Raw genomic sequence first — 18,482 nt, 5'->3', positions numbered from 1 at the left:
TCATATAGCCGGCGATTCGGATATTTCTTGATTAGTCGTTCGCCGGTTTTCTTTGTCGTCGTCATTCGAAGCCTTTCAGCACAGCGCTCAACATTCAATAAGGCTGCACAGGTTGTCGGGATCTGATCTGCAGTCTGGACCCGGGCACTGCCGGGCGGCCACCCACCGCCACGCGGGCAGCCGGCGGGGGCGCCAGGCGGCCTCAGCCCATATGCAGACCACCGTTCAATGAAAAGTCCGCACCAGTCGAAAAGCCCGACTCGTCGGACGCCAGCCACGCACAGATCGACGCGATCTCGTCAGGCGAACCCAGTCGCCGTACCGGAATCGTCGCGATGATCTTTTCCAGCACATCAGGACGAATCGAGCGAACCATCTCCGTCCCGATATAGCCGGGCGAAACGGTATTGGCCGTCACGCCCTTGGTTGCCACTTCCTGCGCAAGCGCCATCGTAAAACCGTGGATACCGGCCTTCGCGGTCGAGTAGTTGGTCTGGCCGAACTGCCCCTTCTGCCCATTCACCGACGAGATATTGATGATACGGCCCCACCCGCGCTCGACCATGCCGTCGATCACCTGCTTGGTCACATTGAACAGGCTCGTGAGGTTCGTGTCGATCACCGCGTTCCAGTCTTCGACGGTCATCTTGCGGAACACGACGTCACGCGTAATGCCCGCATTGTTGACGAGCACGTCGACTTCGCCGATCTCGGACTTGACCTTCTCGAACGCAAGCTTGGTCGACTCCCAGTCGGCCACATTACCTTCGGACGCATGAATGTCGAAGCCGAGGGCCTTCTGTTCCCCGAGCCACTTGACCCGCCGCGGCGAGTTCGGGCCGCATCCCGCCACCACCGTGAAGCCCTGCTTGTACAATCGCTGGCAGATCGCGGTACCGATCCCACCCATGCCACCTGTTACATACGCAATACGCTTCGGGGTTTCACTCATGCTGACTCCCAATATTCTTTAGTTTGTTTTCTTCGTGTTGCCGGACCGGGCAGCCGCTCAGAAGCGCTCGACCGCGAGCGCCACGCCCATGCCGCCGCCGATGCATAGCGAGGCAAGACCGCGCTTGACGTCGCGCTTTTTCATTTCAAAGAGCAGTGTCGTCAGGATGCGCGCACCGGACGCGCCGATCGGGTGGCCGATCGCGATCGCGCCGCCGTTCACATTGATCTTCGACGTATCCCAGCCCATCTTCTTGTGGACGGCGAGCGCCTGTGCGGCAAACGCTTCGTTGATCTCCATCAGGTCGAGATCCGATGTCTTCCAGCCCGCGCGTTCGAGGCAGCGGGTCGAGGCCGGCACGGGCCCCATGCCCATCACGCTAGGATCGACGGCGGCATTCGCATACGCCTTGATGCGCGCGAGCGGCGTGAGGCCGAGCGCCTCGGCTTTCTTGAGCGACATGACCACCAGTGCCGCGGCGCCGTCGTTGAGGCCCGACGCATTCGCCGCGGTCACCGAACCGTCCTTCGAGAACGCCGGCTTGAGCCCGGCGAGCGATTCGGCGGTCACGCCATGGCGCACGAATTCATCGGTGGCGAACTTGAGCGGGTCGCCCTTGCGCTGCGGAATCTCGATCGGCACGATTTCGTCGTCGAAGCGGCCCGACTTCTGGGCAGCTTCGGCCTTGTTCTGCGACTCGGCTGCGAAGCGATCCTGCGCTTCACGCGTGATGCCGTGTTCCTTCGCGACGTTTTCGGCCGTCGTGCCCATGTGATAGTTGTTGTAGACGTCCCAGAGGCCGTCGACGATCATCGAGTCGATCAGCTTCGTGTCGCCCATGCGGTATCCGTCGCGCGAACCCGGCAACACGTGCGGCGCCGCGCTCATGTTTTCCTGGCCGCCGGCGACCACGATCTCGGCGTCGCCCGCGATGATCGCGTTCGCCGCGAGCATCACCGCCTTGAGGCCCGAGCCGCAGACCTTGTTGATCGTCATGCCGGGCACCGACGTGGGCAAGCCGGCCTTGATGAGCGATTGACGGGCCGGGTTCTGTCCCGAACCCGCGGTGAGCACTTGGCCCATGATGACTTCACTGACCTGCTCGGCTGTCACACCTGCGCGTTGCAGGGCTGCGCGGATCACGGCTGCGCCGAGTTCGGGTGAGGCGATCTTCGCGAGCGAACCGCCAAACTTGCCTACGCCCGTACGGGCAGCCGAAACGATGACTACATCGGTCATAACCAACCTCTCAAGTTGCGAATTTCAATTCTTCACGTAACTGCCGGGCGCGGCTTCGATTACCGGATAACCGGCCGTGCCCAGCTTCGTACGCGGCTTGACCTGCTTGCCCGCATAGTGCGCGAGCCAGCTCGACCAGTCCGGCCACCAACTGCCAGGCTGTTCGGTCGCCGCGCTGAACCATTCGTCGGCACTCGTGGGCAGCGCATGCGCCGCCTTCGACGCGCCATCCCCATCCGTCCCGACTTGCCAGAAACTGCGTTTGTTCTTGGCGGGCGGATTGATTACACCTGCGATATGGCCCGACGCACCGAGCGCGAAAGTCACCGGGCCATTGAGCAAGCGCGTCGATGCATACGCGCTCTTCCAGGGCACGATATGGTCGTCGCGCGAACCATAGATAAAAGTCGGCACATCGATCTTGCCGAGGTCGACCTGCTCGCCGCAGACCGTCAGTGCATTGGGTACGCGCAGCTTGTTTTCGAGGTAAGTATTGCGCAGATACCACGCGTACATCGGCCCCGGGAGGTTCGTGCAGTCGCCGTTCCAGAACAGCAGGTCGAACGGCGGCGGCGTATGTCCCTTGAGGTAGTTCTCGACGACATAGTTCCAGACGAGATCGTTGGGCCGCAGGAATGAAAATGTGTTCGCGAATTCGTAGCCGCGCATGAGGCCCGGCGATGTACCGTGCAAGCCGCCGATCGTCGACTCGCGCATCTGCACATGCGCTTCGTCGATGAAGACGTCGAGCACGCCCGTGTCGGCGAAGTCGAGCATCGTCGTCAGCAGCGTCATCGACGCGGCCGGATGTGCGCCGCGCGCCGCGAGGACCGCGAGAGCCGTCGCGAGCATCGTGCCGCCGACACAGAAACCGAGTGTGTTGATCTGCTCCCGGCCCGACACCTCGCGGACCACTTCGATCGCGGCGAGCACGCCCTGGTCGATATAGTCGTCCCACGACTTGGCGGCCAGCGATGCATCGGGATTACGCCACGAAATGATAAAGACGGAATGGCCTTGTTCGAGCGCATAACGCACGAACGAATTGTCTGGCCGCAGGTCGAGGATGTAGTACTTGTTGATGCAGGGCGGCACGACGAGCAGCGGCCGTTCATGGACCGTCGCCGTGAGCGGCTTGTACTGGATCAGCTGGATCAGATCGTTCTGGAACACGACCGCGCCTTCAGTATTCGCGAGGTTCTCGCCGACCTTGAAGTTTGCCTCGTCGCTCTGCGAGATCTTGCCTCGCGACATATCGGTCAGCAGGTTCATGATCCCCTGTCGCAGACTCTCGCCGCGTGTCTCGACGAGTGCCTTTTGCGCTTCGGGATTCAGGGCGAGGAAGTTCGCCGGCGAAACGGCGGCCGTCCATTGCTGGATGAAGAAGCGGATGCGTTCCTGCGTCTTCGCATCGGCGTCCACCGCCTCGGCCAGCGCGGACAAATAGCGTGAATTCAGCAGATACCAGGCGGCCGTGAATGCATACGCCGGTGTCGACGTCCAGGCCTCGGACGTAAAACGCCGATCGGACAGTTCGACGGCGAACGGCTCGTTCACCGTGAAGTGCTTGAGCAGTTCGCCGGTCTCGCGCACATAGTCGTTCTGAAGCTGCCTGAGCTTCTCGGGCACGATCATGACCGAAGGCAGGTTGCCAAGCGCACTGAGTTGCTGGAGATCCGGCATGCTGGGGAAGTTCGGCAGCGAGGCGAACGGCGCGCCCTGCGGCAAGGCTGCCGCGGGAAAGAAACTCTGAAATGCACTTGCCGACGGGAAACCAGCGGAAAACGCTGCGGGAAAACCGGCAGCCAGCAAGCCCGCGGCCGGCCAGCCGGCAAACCATGCGGCAGGCGAGTATCCAGCCGCGCCCGCTTGCGAGGCATCAGCCCCCGCCGAATTCGCTGCGCCCGCTCCCGCGGACTTCGCGACGTCGGCGGCAGGCTGGAGCAATGCACTCCATTGGCCGAGCCATTGCTCGAAAGCACGCGTGAATTCAGCGCTGCCGGGGATGCCAGGAGGGGAGCCGGAGGCGGCCGATGCCGAGGAACTGCCGGGAGTTTTCGAGGCTGTCATGCGTGCGGTCGACCCTTACATGCGCTCAACGATGGCGAGAAAAAGCGTGTCGGCTGATGCGCTGTCCCAGACGACACCCGGATCGGCGATCGGTTCGCAGGTCGGACGGATCGGCGCTTGACGATTCATGTTGCATTCAAACAGATGCGCTACCGTTTAGGCATTCTTCCTCTGGGGCGAGGCTCTGTCAATGCTTTGCAAGCCGATTTTGACGCACTGCGTCAGAATGTTTATAGGCATTTTCCCCGAGTTTTAAGCAATCGTCTTATCAATCGACGCGTTTCTAATCGATTACCCGGATATCGCTTGCCCGGCCAGCCAGACAAGCGCGGCAAAACGCCCGGTCGCGCCGTCGCGCCGGTATGAATAGAAGCGCGCGGGATCGGAGACGGTGCAGGCCTGCGTACCCGCGACCGAGGTGACACCCGCACGACGCAAACGAATTCGCGCGAGCGCATGGAGGTCGGCGAGATATTTTTGCGGCGCACTCCCGTGCGCGGTGAACGCGGCGGCCGTGGTTTCGCGTTCCGCGGCAGGCGCGCCGTCGACAAACGCATCGAATACATCGCGACCTACTTCGAATGCATTTGGCCCGATTGCAGGGCCGAGCCACGCATGCACGACCGCGCCCTCGCCCGCACGCCGCGCGACGGCCTGTGCGGTCTTCTCGAGGACGCCCGCGCTCAGCCCGCGCCAGCCCGCATGCGCGGCGCCGACCGCACGACCGCGCGCGTCGCAGAACAGGACGGGCAGGCAATCGGCAATCATCACGATGCAGGCGATGCCGGGTTCGCTGGTGACGCTCGCATCCGCGCGCAGCGGCTGACCGGCCCGCAGGACTTCCGCTGCATCGGCAACGGCGGTTCCATGGACCTGTTCGAGCCACGCCAGCCTCGCGCCGGCGAGCCGACCCAGCGCCGCCCTGTTGGCCAGCACATCGTCCCTCTCGTCCCCGGTGTGCAGGCCGAGATTCAAGGTATCGAACGGCGGCCGGCTCACGCCGCCGCGGCGCGTCGTCACCCATGCACGGACATTCGACGGTGCCGGCCAGTCCGGAATCAGGCAATCGTCGAGCGTCAATGGAACGGCCTTCAAGGAAGCAGACTTCGAAGGAACGAACCCCAGGGGATCATCTGTCATTGCATCGGTCACATTCACCTCTTGAGGTCGAACCGGCGAATCGTTACTGCTCCGCCAACAGATCGAGATCGAGTGCTTCGGCGATTCCGCAGGCTTCGGCGAGTGCGAGGATATCGGCGGGAACCTCGGCGCGCCATTCGACCGACCTGCCGCTTTGTGGATGATTGAAGCCGAGCTGCCAGGCATGGAGCGCCTGCCGTGCAAACCCGCCCGGCAGCGGCGCGGGCGCTGGCTGGTTCCTGAGCCGGCCATACAACGGATCGCCGAGCAATCGGTGATTGATGTGCGCGAGGTGCACCCGGATCTGATGCGTGCGCCCCGTCTCGAGATCGCACACGACGGCCGAAACCGGCTTGCCGTCGAGTTCGCCGATCGCAATCGTCCGGTAGTGCGTGCGCGCGGGCTTGCCGGCCGCGCCGTTGACGACGGCGATCTTCACCCGATCACGCGGATCGCGGCCAAGCGGTGCGTCGATCGTGCCCTGCCCCGCGCGACCCCAGACGAGCGCAAGATAGCGCCGGTGCACGGTGCGCGCCTGGAGTTGGCGAACCAGGTCGGTTTGCGCTTCGACGGTTCGGGCAACGACCATCAGCCCCGAGGTGTCCTTGTCGAGCCGATGCACGATGCCCGCACGCGGCAGCGCGAGCGCCCCCGCCCCGTAGCGGTACAACACACCGTTGAGCAGCGTGCCACTCCAGTTGCCGACCGCCGGATGCACGACGAGCCCCGCGGGTTTGTCGATCACGACGAGCGTATCGTCCTCTGCAACGATCGGTAATGGAATCGGTTCGGGCAGAAACGCCTGCATTTCGGGCGAGGCCGCGGGCGTCACCTGGACGTCCGAATCGGCGATCGCGCTCTGCTTGGGTTTGGCGGTCGCACCGTCGACCGTCACGCGGCCCTCCTCGAGCCAGGCCTGCAGGCGGCTGCGCGAATACTGCGGAAACAGGCGTGCGAGCGCCTTGTCAAGCCGTTCTCCGGCCAGTTCCGACGGCATGCGCGCGGCGCGCGGCACCTCGTCGGCTGCGGTAGCGAGCGTCGCGCCGGCCGAAGCAGACGCAGCGGGCGACGCGCCATCGGGCGTGCTCGGATCGATGCCTGCATCGAGTGCGAAATCATCGTCGAGCGCATCCGTTTCAGGCGCGTCGGGAACATTCGGCGTTAAGCTATAATTCGCGATTGGATCAGGGGCCATCAGTCAGGGGCCATGAGTGGGCGGCCATTAAAACAACGGCCATGAAGGATTCGGAACAGAAACCCGGGAAATGCAAGCCTTGAGCACATTCAAACTGGTAGCGCTGACCCTGGCGGCGGGCGCAACCGTTCTCCTCGCGAGCTGTAGCGGCCTGCCGCAAAAGACCGACGAGACGGCGGGCTGGTCGACCAACAAATTATACTCGGAGGCTCAGGATTCGATGGCCAGTGCCGACTGGGCGAAGTGCGCAAAGTACTTCGAGCAGGTCCAGGGTCGCGATCCGTTCGGTCCCCATGCACAGCAGGCCCAGCTCAATGTCGCCTACTGCAACTACAGGGACAGTGAACAGTCGCAGGCCAATACGGCAATCGACCGCTTCATCAAGCTGCATCCGGATCACCCGGACATCGCCTACGCGTACTACCTCAAGGGCCTGATCAACTTCAACGACGACCTCGGCCTGTTCGGGCGCTGGGGTGGTCAGGACATGAGCGAACGCGATCCGAAGGCCCTGCTCGATTCGTACGATTCGTTCAAGGCCGTCGTCGACAAGTATCCGAACAGCAAATACGCGCCGGATGCCGCGCAGCGCATGCGCTACATCATCAATGCGCTCGCCTCGCACGAAGTCTATTCCGCGCAGTACTACTACAAGCGTGGCGCCTATCTTGCGGCGATCAATCGTGCACAGGCCGCGATTCTTCAATACAAGAACTCACCGGCGACCGAGGAGGCGCTGCATGTGATGGTGCAGTCGTATCAGGCGATCGGCAACAAGCAGCTCGCCGAAGACACGCAGCGCGTGCTCGCGGCGACCTTCCCGGACAGCCCGTATGTGACGGGTCGTGCACGGGTCGGGACGACGAAGCCGTGGTGGCAGATCTGGTAAGGCGCGCCTTTACCGAATGGCGGCAGGGATGAGAAGCCCGGCGAACGCAAGTTCGCCGGGCTTTTTTTCATGGGCGCGATGCCCCGCCCCTGCGCTCACATACTGGGCGAACGGCCCGAACAATACCCAAATACATATCGCTCGATATCCAATTCGAGATTGGACACCCTCAAAACGGCCTTGTTACGATGCCTTTCATAATATCAAAGCAGTTCAAAACGGAAGTTTCGAGACATAGCCAAAGGAGGCACCGTGACGGGCATTCTGCTCAACGGCGTGACGAAGCGATATGGCGAGACGGAAGTCATCACCGGTCTCGACCTCGATATCCATGAAGGCGAATTCCTGGTCTTTCTAGGCCCCTCGGGCTGCGGCAAATCGACCCTGCTGCGCATGATTGCCGGACTCGAAGAAGTATCCGACGGCCGGATCAGCATCGGCGGCCGCCAGGTCAACGATCTTCCGCCCGGCAAGCGCGGTGTCGCGATGGTGTTCCAGCACTACGCGCTCTACCCGCATATGACGGTCTACGACAATATGGCGTTCGGACTGCGCAATTCGGGCGTCGCCGCGGCCGACATCGAGCGGCGCATCGCCGAAGCGGCGCGCATGCTCGAACTCGATCCGCTGCTCGCGCGCCGCCCCGCGCAACTCTCGGGCGGCCAGCGCCAGCGCGTCGCGATCGGCCGCGCAGTCGTCAAGGAGCCTGATGCGTTCCTGTTCGACGAGCCGCTCTCGAACCTCGACGCATCGCTGCGCACCCGCACCCGCGTCGAACTGGCACGCATCCACCGGCGCCTCAACTCGACCATGGTCTTCGTCACGCACGACCAGATCGAGGCGATGACGCTCGCGACGCGGATCGTCGTGATGAACCGCGGCCGCATCGAACAGATCGGCGCACCGCTCGATATCTATCGTCGTCCGGCCACGCGCTTTGTCGCGGGTTTCATCGGCGCACCGGCGATGAACTTCCTCGAGGTCGAAACCGCGGGTGAGAACGGCGGCCGCCTGCTCGTGCGGCTGCCCGTCGACAACGTCGTGGTACCGACCACGGTCGCGGCCAATACGCTCCCGCCCGGCAAGCTTACGCTAGGCGTGCGCGCCGAGCACGTCGTGATAGACCCTGATGGCGCGCTCTCGGGCCGTGCCGAAGTCATCGAACGCCTCGGCGACCGCTCGCTCGCGCACCTGAGTCTCGCCAACAGCCAGTTGCTTGTCGTCGAGGTGCCGCGCGAACTCGATATGCAGGCCGGCGACGTGATCCGCCTGAGTCTCGACGCCACCCATCTGCATCTCTTCGATGAAAGCGGGAAGGCACACCATGGCGTCTGACCGTTCACTAACGGTCGATCTGCCGAAGACGCGGCAACGCCGTTTCAGGAATTCCCGTGCGCCCATCTCGAACGCGCTGTTTGTCCTGCCGTTCGTGATCGTCTATGTGCTGCTGCTGATCGTGCCGCTCGTGTTCGGCTGGTGGCTGAGCCTGCAAAGCGTCGACCTGCTCGCGGGCACGAGCGATTTCATCGGGGTCAAGAACTACGTCGACCTCGCATTCGACCCGATCTTCCGTGGCTCGGTCCGCAACACGTTCTACTTCGTGTTCATGACCGTCCCGGTGTTCGTGGCGCTCGGTCTGGCGCTCGCGCTCGTGCTCAATCGGCCGGGGCGCTTCGGTGCCGGGCTGCGCGCGATCTTCTTCGGCTCCTCGGTATTGTCGGTCACGATCGTCACGCTGGTCTGGAAACTCGTGCTGATGCCGGGTCACGGGCTGCTCGCCGATGTGAGCCACGCACTGAACATCCCCGAATACCTGCCACTGGTCCATGAAGAGTCGGCCTTGCCGATGGTCGCGGTCGTCACGGTCTGGTGGATCGTGGGCCTGCCGATGATGCTGTTTCTTGCCGCGCTTCAGCAAATTCCGCAGGAGCTCTACGAAGCCGCCGCGCTCGACAACGCGACGCGCTGGCGCACCTTCACGTCGATCACGCTGCCGTCGATCAAGCGCACGGTCGCGCTGGTCGCGGTGATCGAGGCGGTGTTCCAGTTCCAGCTGCTCGGCCAGGCCCAGTTGCTGACCGCCGGCGGCCCGAACAACTCATCGCGCCCGATCGTGCAATTCATCTACGAAACCGGCTTTCGCCAATGGTCGTTCGGCTATTCGGCCGCCGCCTCCCAGGTGTTGTTCGTGCTGATGCTCGTCTGCGTCGCGCTGCAGGCCTGGATCGCCCGCAGGAAGGAGCCCGCATGAGCACGGTCGCGATGAAGTCCAGTTCGAAACCCGGCCAGGAGCCCAGTCCGGAGATACGCGCACGCGGCGCGCTGGCGGGCCGCCTTGGCGACTATGTCATGCTCGCGGCCGTGGTGCTGCTCGCACTCGTGTGGATCGCGCCGCTGGTCTGGGTCTTCGCGCTGTCGTTCAAGCCGAACGCCTTCCTCGAGCAACATACCGACGTGCTGTTCTCGCCGCCGTTCACGCTGCAGAACTACACGAATATCCTCGGGACCTCGGCGGTCGGCGGCTGGCTGATCAACAGCGTGATCGTCTCGCTCGGCCAGACCTTCCTGACGCTCGTGATCGCCTCGCTCGCCGGCTATGGTTTCGCCCGCACCGAGTTTCCGGGCAAGCGTTATCTTTATGTGATCTGCCTCGCGGGTCTCGCCGTTCCCGAACAGGCGCTCGTGATTCCGCTGCACAGCATCTTTGCTTCACTCGACTGGCACAACACCTATGGCGCGCTGATCCTGCCGCGGCTCGCCTCGCCGTTCGGTGTGTTCCTGATGACGCAGTATTTCAAGGCCGTGCCCGTCGATATCGAGGAGGCCGCGCTGCTCGACAACGCATCGCGCTTCAAGGTGTTCTGGCGCATCGTGCTGCCGCTGTCGATTCCGGCACAGGCGACGCTCGCGATCTTCACCTTCCTCAGTGCGTGGAACGACTATCTTTGGCCGCTCGTCTCGGCATCGAAGCCTGAGATGTACACGCTGACGATCGGTCTCGCCTCGACCCAGGGCAATTTCGCGCAGTCCGAGGGGATCGGCTACCTGATGGCGCAGGCCGTCTTCGCGGGGTTGCCGATCTTCGTGCTGTATCTGTTTTTCCAGAAGTACATCGTGGCGGCGGTGGCCGGTACGACGGTGCGCTGAGAGGCGGTCGGCTCGCGTTCGAAGCGTGTGCCACATGCATGGATCGACTCGTTGAGGTTTGATGAGCGGCTTATCGAGCAGCGAGTGAGCGGCTCAATAGGCCACTCGATAAACGATGCATCGATCACCCTTTTTTTGAATCAACAAGAGAGCGACTCATCGCTCCGATTGCTCAACCAGGAAGCCGCACGATCGCCATGGCGAAGCAGGCGGCCCATCGAGTATCCAACAGGAGATAGACATGAAGAAATCGCTCGCGCGCGGTGCGCTTTCGCTCGCCGTGCTGAGCCTGGCAGTGGGCCTTGCCGCCCCGGCCCAAGCCAAGACCGAAATTACGTTGTCGCGTTTTTTTGGCGCCTGCGACGCGCAATACGGCAATGTGAACGACGTCAACAAGGCCTCCGGCGAATGCGGGATCATCACAACGCTGGTCAACCAGTTCAATGCGACGAACAAGGAAGACATTTTCGTCAAGCCGCAGATCATCGAGTGGGGCCCGTACTACACGCAAATCGACGCACGGATCCTGAGCCACGATGTGCCGACCATCTCGGTTATGCATGAAGCCGTGCTCGGTGACTATGTGAAACGCAAGCTCGTCGAGCCGCTCGACGACGGCTTCAAATCGGTCGGCATCGATACGAAGGATTTCACGGGCCATGCGCACCGTGGCGTGACCTTCGGCGACAAGACCTACGCGCTGCCCTTCGACACGCACTCGTGGCTCTGGCACATCAACGTCAACTTGTTCAAGAAGGCCGGCCTCGTCGACGCAAGCGGCAAGCCGATCCTGCCGACCTCGCCCGACGAACTGCTCAAGCAATCCAAGCAGTTCAAGGACAAGACGGGGCTGCCCTACTTCGCGATGCCGGTTCTCAACGAAGGCGCCGCGGAAACGCGAACCTTCGACACCTGGCTCTATCAGCAGAACGGCACACTCTTCCCGAACGGCCCGACGAAGATCGATCTGCATAGCAAGCAGGCCACCAATGCGCTGACGCTGTACGACTCATTGATGAAAGCCGGTGCCATCACGCCGGGCCTCGACTACGGCGCGGCCAACCAGGCCTTCGAAAACGGCAAGGCTGGCGTGCTGATGTGCGGCACCTGGGTGATCGAGGACTTCACGCTGCTGTCGAAGAAGCCCGATTCGGCGCTTGCCAACGACGGCTACACAGTGGTGCCGTTCCAGAACCTGTATCAGAAGAAAGCAGTCTGGGCCGATGGCCACTCGTGGGTCATGCTCAAGGGCGGCGCGAAGGATGAGAAGACCCGCCATGCGGCGCTCGTCTTCCTCAAGTTCCTCTACGACCACGATGCGGACTGGGCGCGCACGGGCCACCTGCCGGCTCGCCAGTCGGTGATCGACAGCCCCGCGTTCAATGCCCTGCCGCACCGCTCGGACATCAAGGAAATCGCATCGACGGGCTACTCGCTGCCCAACACCGTGCCGCGCCAGTTTGCGATCCAGGAAATGGTCGGCGAGGAAATCAGCAACATGCTCTCGTCGGGCAAGTCGATTACCGACGTCCAGCAGCAGGCTGAAGACCGCGTGAACAAGCTTTTGTCGAAGTAAGTGCAGTAGTGCAACGAGGCCCCCTGCGCCGCGACCGGCACGATGCGGTGCGGTGCGGATGGGCCTGATCCAACGATATGTGCATGACTCAGACAGCGTGCCCCATCGGGCTGCACGCTCATCCACTCCAGCAACAGGACACGCCACAATGATTGCCTCCCGCCTCGTCGTCGACCGAGATTTCGTCGTCGCGGACCTTGACCGACGCGTCTTCGGCACGTTCGTCGAACATATGGGCCGCTGCGTCTACACCGGCATCTACGAGCCCAACCATCCGGATGCCGATTCGCGCGGCTATCGGAAAGACGTGATGGAACTGACCCGCGAACTCGGACCCACGATCGTGCGCTACCCGGGCGGCAATTTCTTGTCCGGCTATAACTGGGAAGACGGTGTCGGCCCGAAGGAACAACGACCCAAACGGCTCGACCTCGCGTGGTACTCGGTCGAGACCAACCAGTTCGGTACCAATGAATTCATCGAATGGTGCCGCGCGCTCGATATCGAACCGATGTACGGGGTGAACCTCGGCACGCGCGGTCCGGACGAGGCGCGCCATTTCGTCGAATACTGCAATCACCCGGGCGGCACCGCGCTCTCGGACCTGCGCCGCGAACACGGCCACGAAAAGCCGCACGACATCAAGTTCTGGTGCCTCGGCAACGAGATGGACGGCCCCTGGCAAATCGGCCGCAAGACCGCCGACGAATACGGGCGCATCGCGCTCGAGACGGCCAAGCTCATGCGTTCGGTCGACCCGACCATCCAGCTCGCGGCCTGCGGCTCGTCGACACACGAGATGGCGACCTACGGCGCCTGGGAAGACCGCGTGCTCGAGCACTGTTTCGAGCAGGTCGACTTCATCTCGCTGCATACTTATTTCGAAAACCGTCGCGATTCGACCGCCGAGTTCTTCGGCAATATCGAAGTGATGGACCTGTTCATCAAGGAAATCGTCGCGGTCGCCGACAGCGTCGCCGCGCGCAAGCACTCATCCAAGCGCATCATGCTGTCGTTCGACGAATGGAACGTCTGGTACAAGGCGCGTTCGATCAACGACCTGCGCAAGCCGGGCTGGCCAACCGCACCGCGCCTGATCGAAGAGGTCTACAACACCGAGGATGCGCTGGTCGTCGGTGGCGCGCTGATCACGATGATGAACAACGCCGACCGCGTGAAAACGGCCTGCCTTGCGCAGCTCGTCAACGTGATTGGCCCGATCATGACCGAACCGGGCGGTGCGGCCTGGCGCCAGACCATCTTCTACCCGTTCTCGCAGGCGTCGAAGTTCGGCCACGGCCGCGTGCTCAAGTCAGTGATCGAATCGCCGACCTACGAGGCCGAGACCTTCCCCGAGATTGCCTATCTCTGCGCGGCCGTCGTCGACGACCCGGCGACGGGGATCACGACGATCTTCGCACTGAACCGGCACTTGACCGATGAGATGGACTTGAACATCGAGTTGCGCGGCCTCGGCACGGAGCGCACGCTCGACCAGGCACTCGAGCTGCATCACACCAACATGAAGGCGGTTAATACGCGCGAAGCCCCACTGACGGTCGCGCCGGCGGTAAACTCCAGGGTTTCGGTCGAGGGCGAAAAGATCACGGCCCGGCTCAAGCCGGGTTCGTGGAACGTGATCGTCACGACCGCGCGGGAGCGCGGCTAAACCAGCCGTGCAGGACGTCTATGAAGGGGGTGTAATGTTTGAGCGTGAGCCGGTCGTCGGCACGATGACTGCGCAGGTCGCCAAGATCGTCGGGATGCGCATCGTCTCGGGTGAATTCGGCCCGGGTGACGTACTGCCCGTCGAGGGTGAACTGTGCAGCGCGTACGGCGTGAGCCGGACGACCATTCGCGAGGCGATCAAGCAGCTGGCAGGCAAGCGGCTGATTGACGTCTCGCCGAAGATCGGCACACGCGTGCTGCCCTTCTCCGACTGGAACCTGCTGGATCGCGACGTGCTCGCGTGGCGGCTCAATGCGCAGTTCGACTCGAAGATCGTCGAAGACATCTTCGAGATGCGCATCTGCTTCGAGCCCCGCGCGAGTTTTCTCGCCGCGCGGCACGGCAGCGACGAAGACCTTCAGTTGATCGAGCGCCGCTACGGCGAGCTGGCGAGTGCGTACGCGTCGCCGTCGGCGCCGTCCGATGTGTGGGCAGCGGCCGACGCCAATCTCGAGTTCCATATGGCCATCATTGCGATGTCCCACAACGGGATGTTCATCACGATCGGCAATGCGATCAAGGCAGCACTGCGGGTCTCGTCGGAGATGCTGCATCGTCAGGCCGCGAAGCCGAGCGAAGACCTCGCACTGCACGACGCGGTGCGCCACCATATCGTCTCGCGCCAGGCCGATGCGGCCGCGGCAGCGATGACGCGCTTGCTCGCGGCATCGCGCGACAGGATGCTGAGGTATACGGTCAAGCCGTGACGGGTTTTCTCGACGTCCGGCGTCCGAGCACTTCCTCGTACACCGCAAGATAGTCGGCATTGACGCGTCCGACCTCGAGCCATTCGAGGTCGGTCCGCGCACGCTCGCGCCAGGTGTTGCGCAGCGTGTCGTCGGCCAGCAACGCGTGCAGGGTGCGGCCGAGCACCTGATGATCGCCGGGCGGCACGAGCACACCCGCACGGCCGAAACTCATCGCTTCGGGAATACCGCCGACATCCGACGCGACCACCGCGCAGCCGGCTTCGCGCGCCTCGCTGATCACCAGTCCGAAAGGCTCCTGGAGCGAAGGCAGCACGAACACGTCGGTCGCCTCGAGCAGTGCCGGCACATCCTGGCGAAAGCCCAGGAAATGGGCGCGGCCTTCGAGGCCAAGTGTGTGTGCAAGTGCTTCGAACTCCGCGCGGTCCGGTCCGTCGCCGACGATGTACAGATGGGCATGCGGCAGCTGCGCGGCCACCGGTTTGAAGGCGCGCAGCAGCACATCGATGCCCTTGCGGCGGTACATGCCCGCCACCGTCATCACATTCGGCCGCTCGAGCACCAACGTGCTACTGGACGCCGCACTCGCAGCCGTGCGGGGCGAGCCGATGCTGCCGTTCGCGATCGTGCGCAGCCGCACTTCAGGCACGCCGCGCCGCTTCATCGATTCCGCGACGGCCGCGCTCACCGCGACCACCCGATCGGCGATGCCCATGACGATCGCGCTACGCTGGAATTCGTTGTGCACGGTGCTCACGAGCCGGTAGGCCCGGCCCCGTGCAAATGCACGCACGACTCGGGCGATCAGGACACCGGTCATCATGTGTGCATGGACGATATCGGGCCGCTCCGCTCTGACGATCCGACTGAAACGCCAGCACATCGGCAGCAGTTTCGCCGGGCGGGGTTCCTGGACCAGCTGGATATGCCGCACACCGTGCTCGGCGAGCAGCGCTTCATACTGGCCGCCCGCGCTCGCGACAACGACATCGTGACCGGCGTCCGCCTGCCCGCACGCAAGATCGACCATCACGTTGACGATACCGTTGCCGATCTCGAGGACGTGGTTTGCCAAGTGGATGATCTTCATGACTTCGAATGCGGTTCCGGGCCAGGGTGTCGCTAGACTACACCTTGCCCGCGCACACCTCTGCGCGGCATCACACCATCACCCCGGCGAAATCGGCAAGATTGCTGCCGGTCCGCCATGCTCACTCGCCGTCGCGCTCCCGCGCGAAAAACTCACGAACGACGTCGGGGTCGCGCGTGCGCTTGAATGGCGGCAGGCTTTGCCAAATGCGACGGCCATAGGGTTTGTCGACGAGCCGCGAATCGCAGATCATCAGCACCCCGCGATCGGACTCGGCACGGATCAGGCGCCCCGCGCCCTGCTTGAGCGTAATGACCGCCTGCGGCAGTTGGTGAACGGCGAACGGGCTCAGGCCCTTCCGGGTCAGTGCATCGAGCCGCGCCGCGAGCACCGGATCGTCGGGCGGAGCGAACGGCAGCTTGTCGATCACAACGAGTTTCAGTGCGTCGCCACGGACATCGACGCCTTCCCAGAAGCTCTGGCTACCCACGAGGATCGCATTGCCATACGCACGGAAACGGTCGAGCAGTTCGGTACGGCTCGCATCGCCCTGCACGAGGATCGGATAGTTCCAGCCGCGCGAGACACTTGCATCGCGCAGTTTCGAGGCGACCCGGTCGACCGCACGCAGCGTCGTGCAAAGAATGAATGCGCCGCCCTTGGCCGCTTCGATCGCCGGCAGCGCGGCATTGAACACGGCGTCGGTGAAGTTCGGCGACGAGGGTTGGGGCATGTCGCGCGGCACATAGAGCAGCGCCTGCTGCTCGTAGTCGAAGGGACTGGGCAAGGTCATCGAACGCTTGCCGTTCAGACCCATCTGCGCCGCGTAGTGGTTGAAGTCGCCTTTGACCGACAGCGTCGCCGACGTGAAGATCCATGCCCGCGGAGTCCCTGCCCGCTGTTTCGCAAAGATCGGCGCAACGGACAGCGGCGTCTCGTGGAGCTGGACGGTGTGCGAGAACACTTCGATCCAGCGGACCTTTTCATCCTGGACCCGGGCGAGCGGATCGGCGCCGGCGGCGCCACCCTCGCCGGTCTTGTCTGACTTCCCTGCGCCGCTCTTGCCGGCGCTCGTCGTTGCGCCTGCACGGGCGCTGGCCGTCTGCCCGTTCGCCGCGGCAACATCGCCAGGCGGCATGTCGATCCAGCCGCTGAGCGTCTCGCGCAGCTCGCGTGCGCGCCGGACGCAATGGCCAATCGATTCGGCCCGTTCGGATGCGCCGCCGAGCGCTTCGCTCAAGTGATCGAGCTCGTCGCGCACGTGATCGAGCGCTTCGAACAAGGGATGCTGGTCGCCAAGCTGGGCGATCGACATGCGCGCAATCTCGGTGCCGAACACCAGGCGCACATCACGTGTCGCGCGCTCGAGCGCCGCGCCAAGCGTCACCCAGTCAGCCGCGTCGCGCGCATGCTTGAGTCCCTCCGAGACCGAGTCGCGCGCGAGCTCGAGAAACTGCGTGGTCGACAGCGTCTCGCCGAAAAACAGCGTCGCGGTCTCCGGCAACTGGTGGGCCTCGTCGAAGATCACCGTGTTGGCCATCGGCAGCAGTTCCGCCATGCCGGTATCGCGCAACATGATGTCGGCGAAAAACAGATGGTGATTGACCACCACGATATCGGCCTGCTGCGCCTCCTTGCGCGCCTTCATCACAAAGCAATCTTTGTAGTTCGGGCATTCCTGGCCAAGGCAGTTGTCGCGGGTCGAGGTCACCATGCCCCAGACCGGCGAGGTCTCGGGCACGCTCGCCAGCTCCGCCTTGTCGCCGGTGCGCGTGAGCTTGGCGAAACGCACGATTTCCTGCAGATGACTCGCATCCTGTCGCGACGGCAACCGACCGTTGTCCGAGGCGCGTTGCAGGTAGTAGTGGCACAGGTAGTTTGCGCGGCCCTTGAGCATCGCGACCGAGACCGGCACGACGAGCGTATCGCGCACGGTCGGAATATCGCGCTGGAACAACTGGTCCTGCAGGTGCTTGGTGCCGGTCGAGATGATCACCTTGCCGCCCCAGAGCATCGCGGGCACGAGATAAGCGTAGGTCTTGCCCGTGCCCGTACCGGCTTCGACGATCAGCGTATTGCCGCCGTCATCGAGCGCCTCGGCGCTGGCCGCGGTGTCCGCAGGTGCAGTGTGGCTTCTGCGGTCCTCTCCCCGCGCTCCCCCCATCCCATTCGCACCGCGGCTCTCGTCCTCGCGGCCGCGCTCGGCATGCAGTGCGCGAGCGGGACGCTCGAGCTCGCCGAGTCCGCTGCGGGCCTGGGCCTGCCCGCTCGCTTCGAGCGCCGCGGCGACTGCGCGTGCCATCTCCATTTGCGAGGCGCGCACGCGATATCCGTCGATCTGGCGTGCAAGCAGGCCGTCATCGGCGAAGATCCGCTCGAGTTCGGCCTGATGGGCGGGCTTGAGCGTACCGATCAGCGCCGCGGCCGCAGACTTTCGCGACGCAGGAGCGCCGCTCTCAGGCGGCGCTGTATCTGACACGTGCTCGGGCACAGCGGGAGTGACTTCGGAATATTCGTTCAAGACGGGGACCTGCCAGAATGAAACGGCCTCAGGGCGGCACGGCAGACCGGCCGAACCGCCACAAGGGCAAGTGGGGTCGCCGCTGTCGGCGGTCTCCCGAATAAATCAATTTAGGCCTCGACCCCAGCCACCTTCCTGCCTTCCTGCCTTCCTGCCTTCCTGCCTTCCTGCTGGCCTGGCCGCTTACCTACTTGCCTACCTACCTTGCCCGCGGGCTTGGCCGCCTAC

At 63.5% G+C, this 18,482-nt stretch carries 14 protein-coding genes and 1 pseudogene; 7 read left to right on the top strand and 8 right to left on the bottom strand.

Annotated elements, in window-relative coordinates:
* The 6 genes and pseudogenes from HV670_RS32405 to HV670_RS27215 all read right to left on the bottom strand — a co-directional run.
* Window positions 1-206, bottom strand: a pseudogene (locus HV670_RS32405) (hypothetical protein); the annotation flags it as partial.
* Window positions 203-952: a 3-ketoacyl-ACP reductase gene (locus HV670_RS27235; RefSeq protein WP_175108096.1), complete on the bottom strand. Its 750-nt coding sequence runs from the start codon at window positions 950-952 to the stop codon at window positions 203-205. The pseudogene HV670_RS32405 and the gene HV670_RS27235, both read right to left, overlap by 4 nt.
* Before the next feature lie 57 nt (window positions 953-1,009).
* Complete coding sequence (locus HV670_RS27230; RefSeq protein WP_175108095.1) at window positions 1,010-2,191, bottom strand: acetyl-CoA C-acetyltransferase; 1,182 nt, start codon at window positions 2,189-2,191, stop codon at window positions 1,010-1,012.
* Window positions 2,192-2,215: 24 nt separating this feature from the next.
* A complete protein-coding gene (gene phaC, locus HV670_RS27225; RefSeq protein ID WP_175108094.1) occupies window positions 2,216-4,261 on the bottom strand; it encodes a class I poly(R)-hydroxyalkanoic acid synthase in 2,046 nt (681 codons plus the stop codon).
* Window positions 4,262-4,552: 291 nt separating this feature from the next.
* The gene (gene pgeF, locus HV670_RS27220) at window positions 4,553-5,401 is read right to left on the bottom strand and encodes a peptidoglycan editing factor PgeF (protein WP_175108093.1); all 849 of its coding nucleotides are present in this window, start codon (window positions 5,399-5,401) and stop codon (window positions 4,553-4,555) included.
* A 43-nt stretch (window positions 5,402-5,444) separates the two neighbouring features.
* Window positions 5,445-6,596: an RluA family pseudouridine synthase gene (locus HV670_RS27215; RefSeq protein WP_175108092.1), complete on the bottom strand. Its 1,152-nt coding sequence runs from the start codon at window positions 6,594-6,596 to the stop codon at window positions 5,445-5,447.
* Between the two features lie 70 nt (window positions 6,597-6,666).
* Between HV670_RS27215 and HV670_RS27210 the strand changes: the two genes are divergently transcribed.
* From HV670_RS27210 to HV670_RS27180, 7 genes are all read left to right on the top strand, one after another.
* Window positions 6,667-7,485 carry an outer membrane protein assembly factor BamD gene (locus HV670_RS27210; protein WP_175108091.1) on the top strand — a complete coding sequence of 273 codons (819 nt, stop codon included), beginning with the start codon at window positions 6,667-6,669 and terminating at the stop codon, window positions 7,483-7,485.
* 252 nt (window positions 7,486-7,737) lie between these two features.
* Entirely contained in the window at window positions 7,738-8,820 is a 1,083-nt protein-coding gene (locus HV670_RS27205; RefSeq protein ID WP_175108090.1) for an ABC transporter ATP-binding protein, read from the top strand.
* Window positions 8,810-9,736 (top strand): carbohydrate ABC transporter permease, encoded by a 927-nt coding sequence (locus HV670_RS27200; RefSeq protein ID WP_175108089.1) that lies wholly within the window; start codon window positions 8,810-8,812, stop codon window positions 9,734-9,736. The genes HV670_RS27205 and HV670_RS27200 overlap by 11 nt, the downstream gene beginning before the upstream one ends.
* A complete protein-coding gene (locus HV670_RS27195) occupies window positions 9,733-10,632 on the top strand; it encodes a carbohydrate ABC transporter permease (RefSeq protein ID WP_217478538.1) in 900 nt (299 codons plus the stop codon). The genes HV670_RS27200 and HV670_RS27195 overlap by 4 nt, the downstream gene beginning before the upstream one ends.
* Before the next feature lie 241 nt (window positions 10,633-10,873).
* Entirely contained in the window at window positions 10,874-12,208 is a 1,335-nt protein-coding gene (locus HV670_RS27190) for an extracellular solute-binding protein (protein WP_175108088.1), read from the top strand.
* Between the two features lie 148 nt (window positions 12,209-12,356).
* On the top strand, window positions 12,357-13,877 hold the full coding sequence (arfA, locus tag HV670_RS27185; RefSeq protein WP_175108087.1) for an arabinosylfuranosidase ArfA: 1,521 nt from the start codon (window positions 12,357-12,359) through the stop codon (window positions 13,875-13,877).
* 34 nt (window positions 13,878-13,911) lie between these two features.
* Complete coding sequence (locus HV670_RS27180; protein WP_175108086.1) at window positions 13,912-14,643, top strand: FadR/GntR family transcriptional regulator; 732 nt, start codon at window positions 13,912-13,914, stop codon at window positions 14,641-14,643.
* Here the strand turns inward: HV670_RS27180 and HV670_RS27175 are convergent.
* Both HV670_RS27175 and yoaA read right to left on the bottom strand, forming a co-directional pair.
* Complete coding sequence (locus HV670_RS27175) at window positions 14,633-15,733, bottom strand: glycosyltransferase (protein ID WP_175108085.1); 1,101 nt, start codon at window positions 15,731-15,733, stop codon at window positions 14,633-14,635. The two genes, HV670_RS27180 and HV670_RS27175, sit on opposite strands and share 11 nt — an antisense overlap.
* A gap of 121 nt (window positions 15,734-15,854) precedes the next feature.
* Window positions 15,855-18,224, bottom strand: a complete 2,370-nt coding sequence (gene yoaA / locus HV670_RS27170; protein WP_175108097.1) for a DNA repair helicase YoaA — start codon at window positions 18,222-18,224, stop codon at window positions 15,855-15,857.
* Window positions 18,225-18,482: the final 258 nt, after the last annotated feature.

The organism is Pararobbsia alpina, from assembly GCF_902859895.1.
Classification (GTDB): domain Bacteria; phylum Pseudomonadota; class Gammaproteobacteria; order Burkholderiales; family Burkholderiaceae; genus Pararobbsia; species Pararobbsia alpina.
This window is presented reverse-complemented; position numbering and strand designations above follow the sequence as displayed.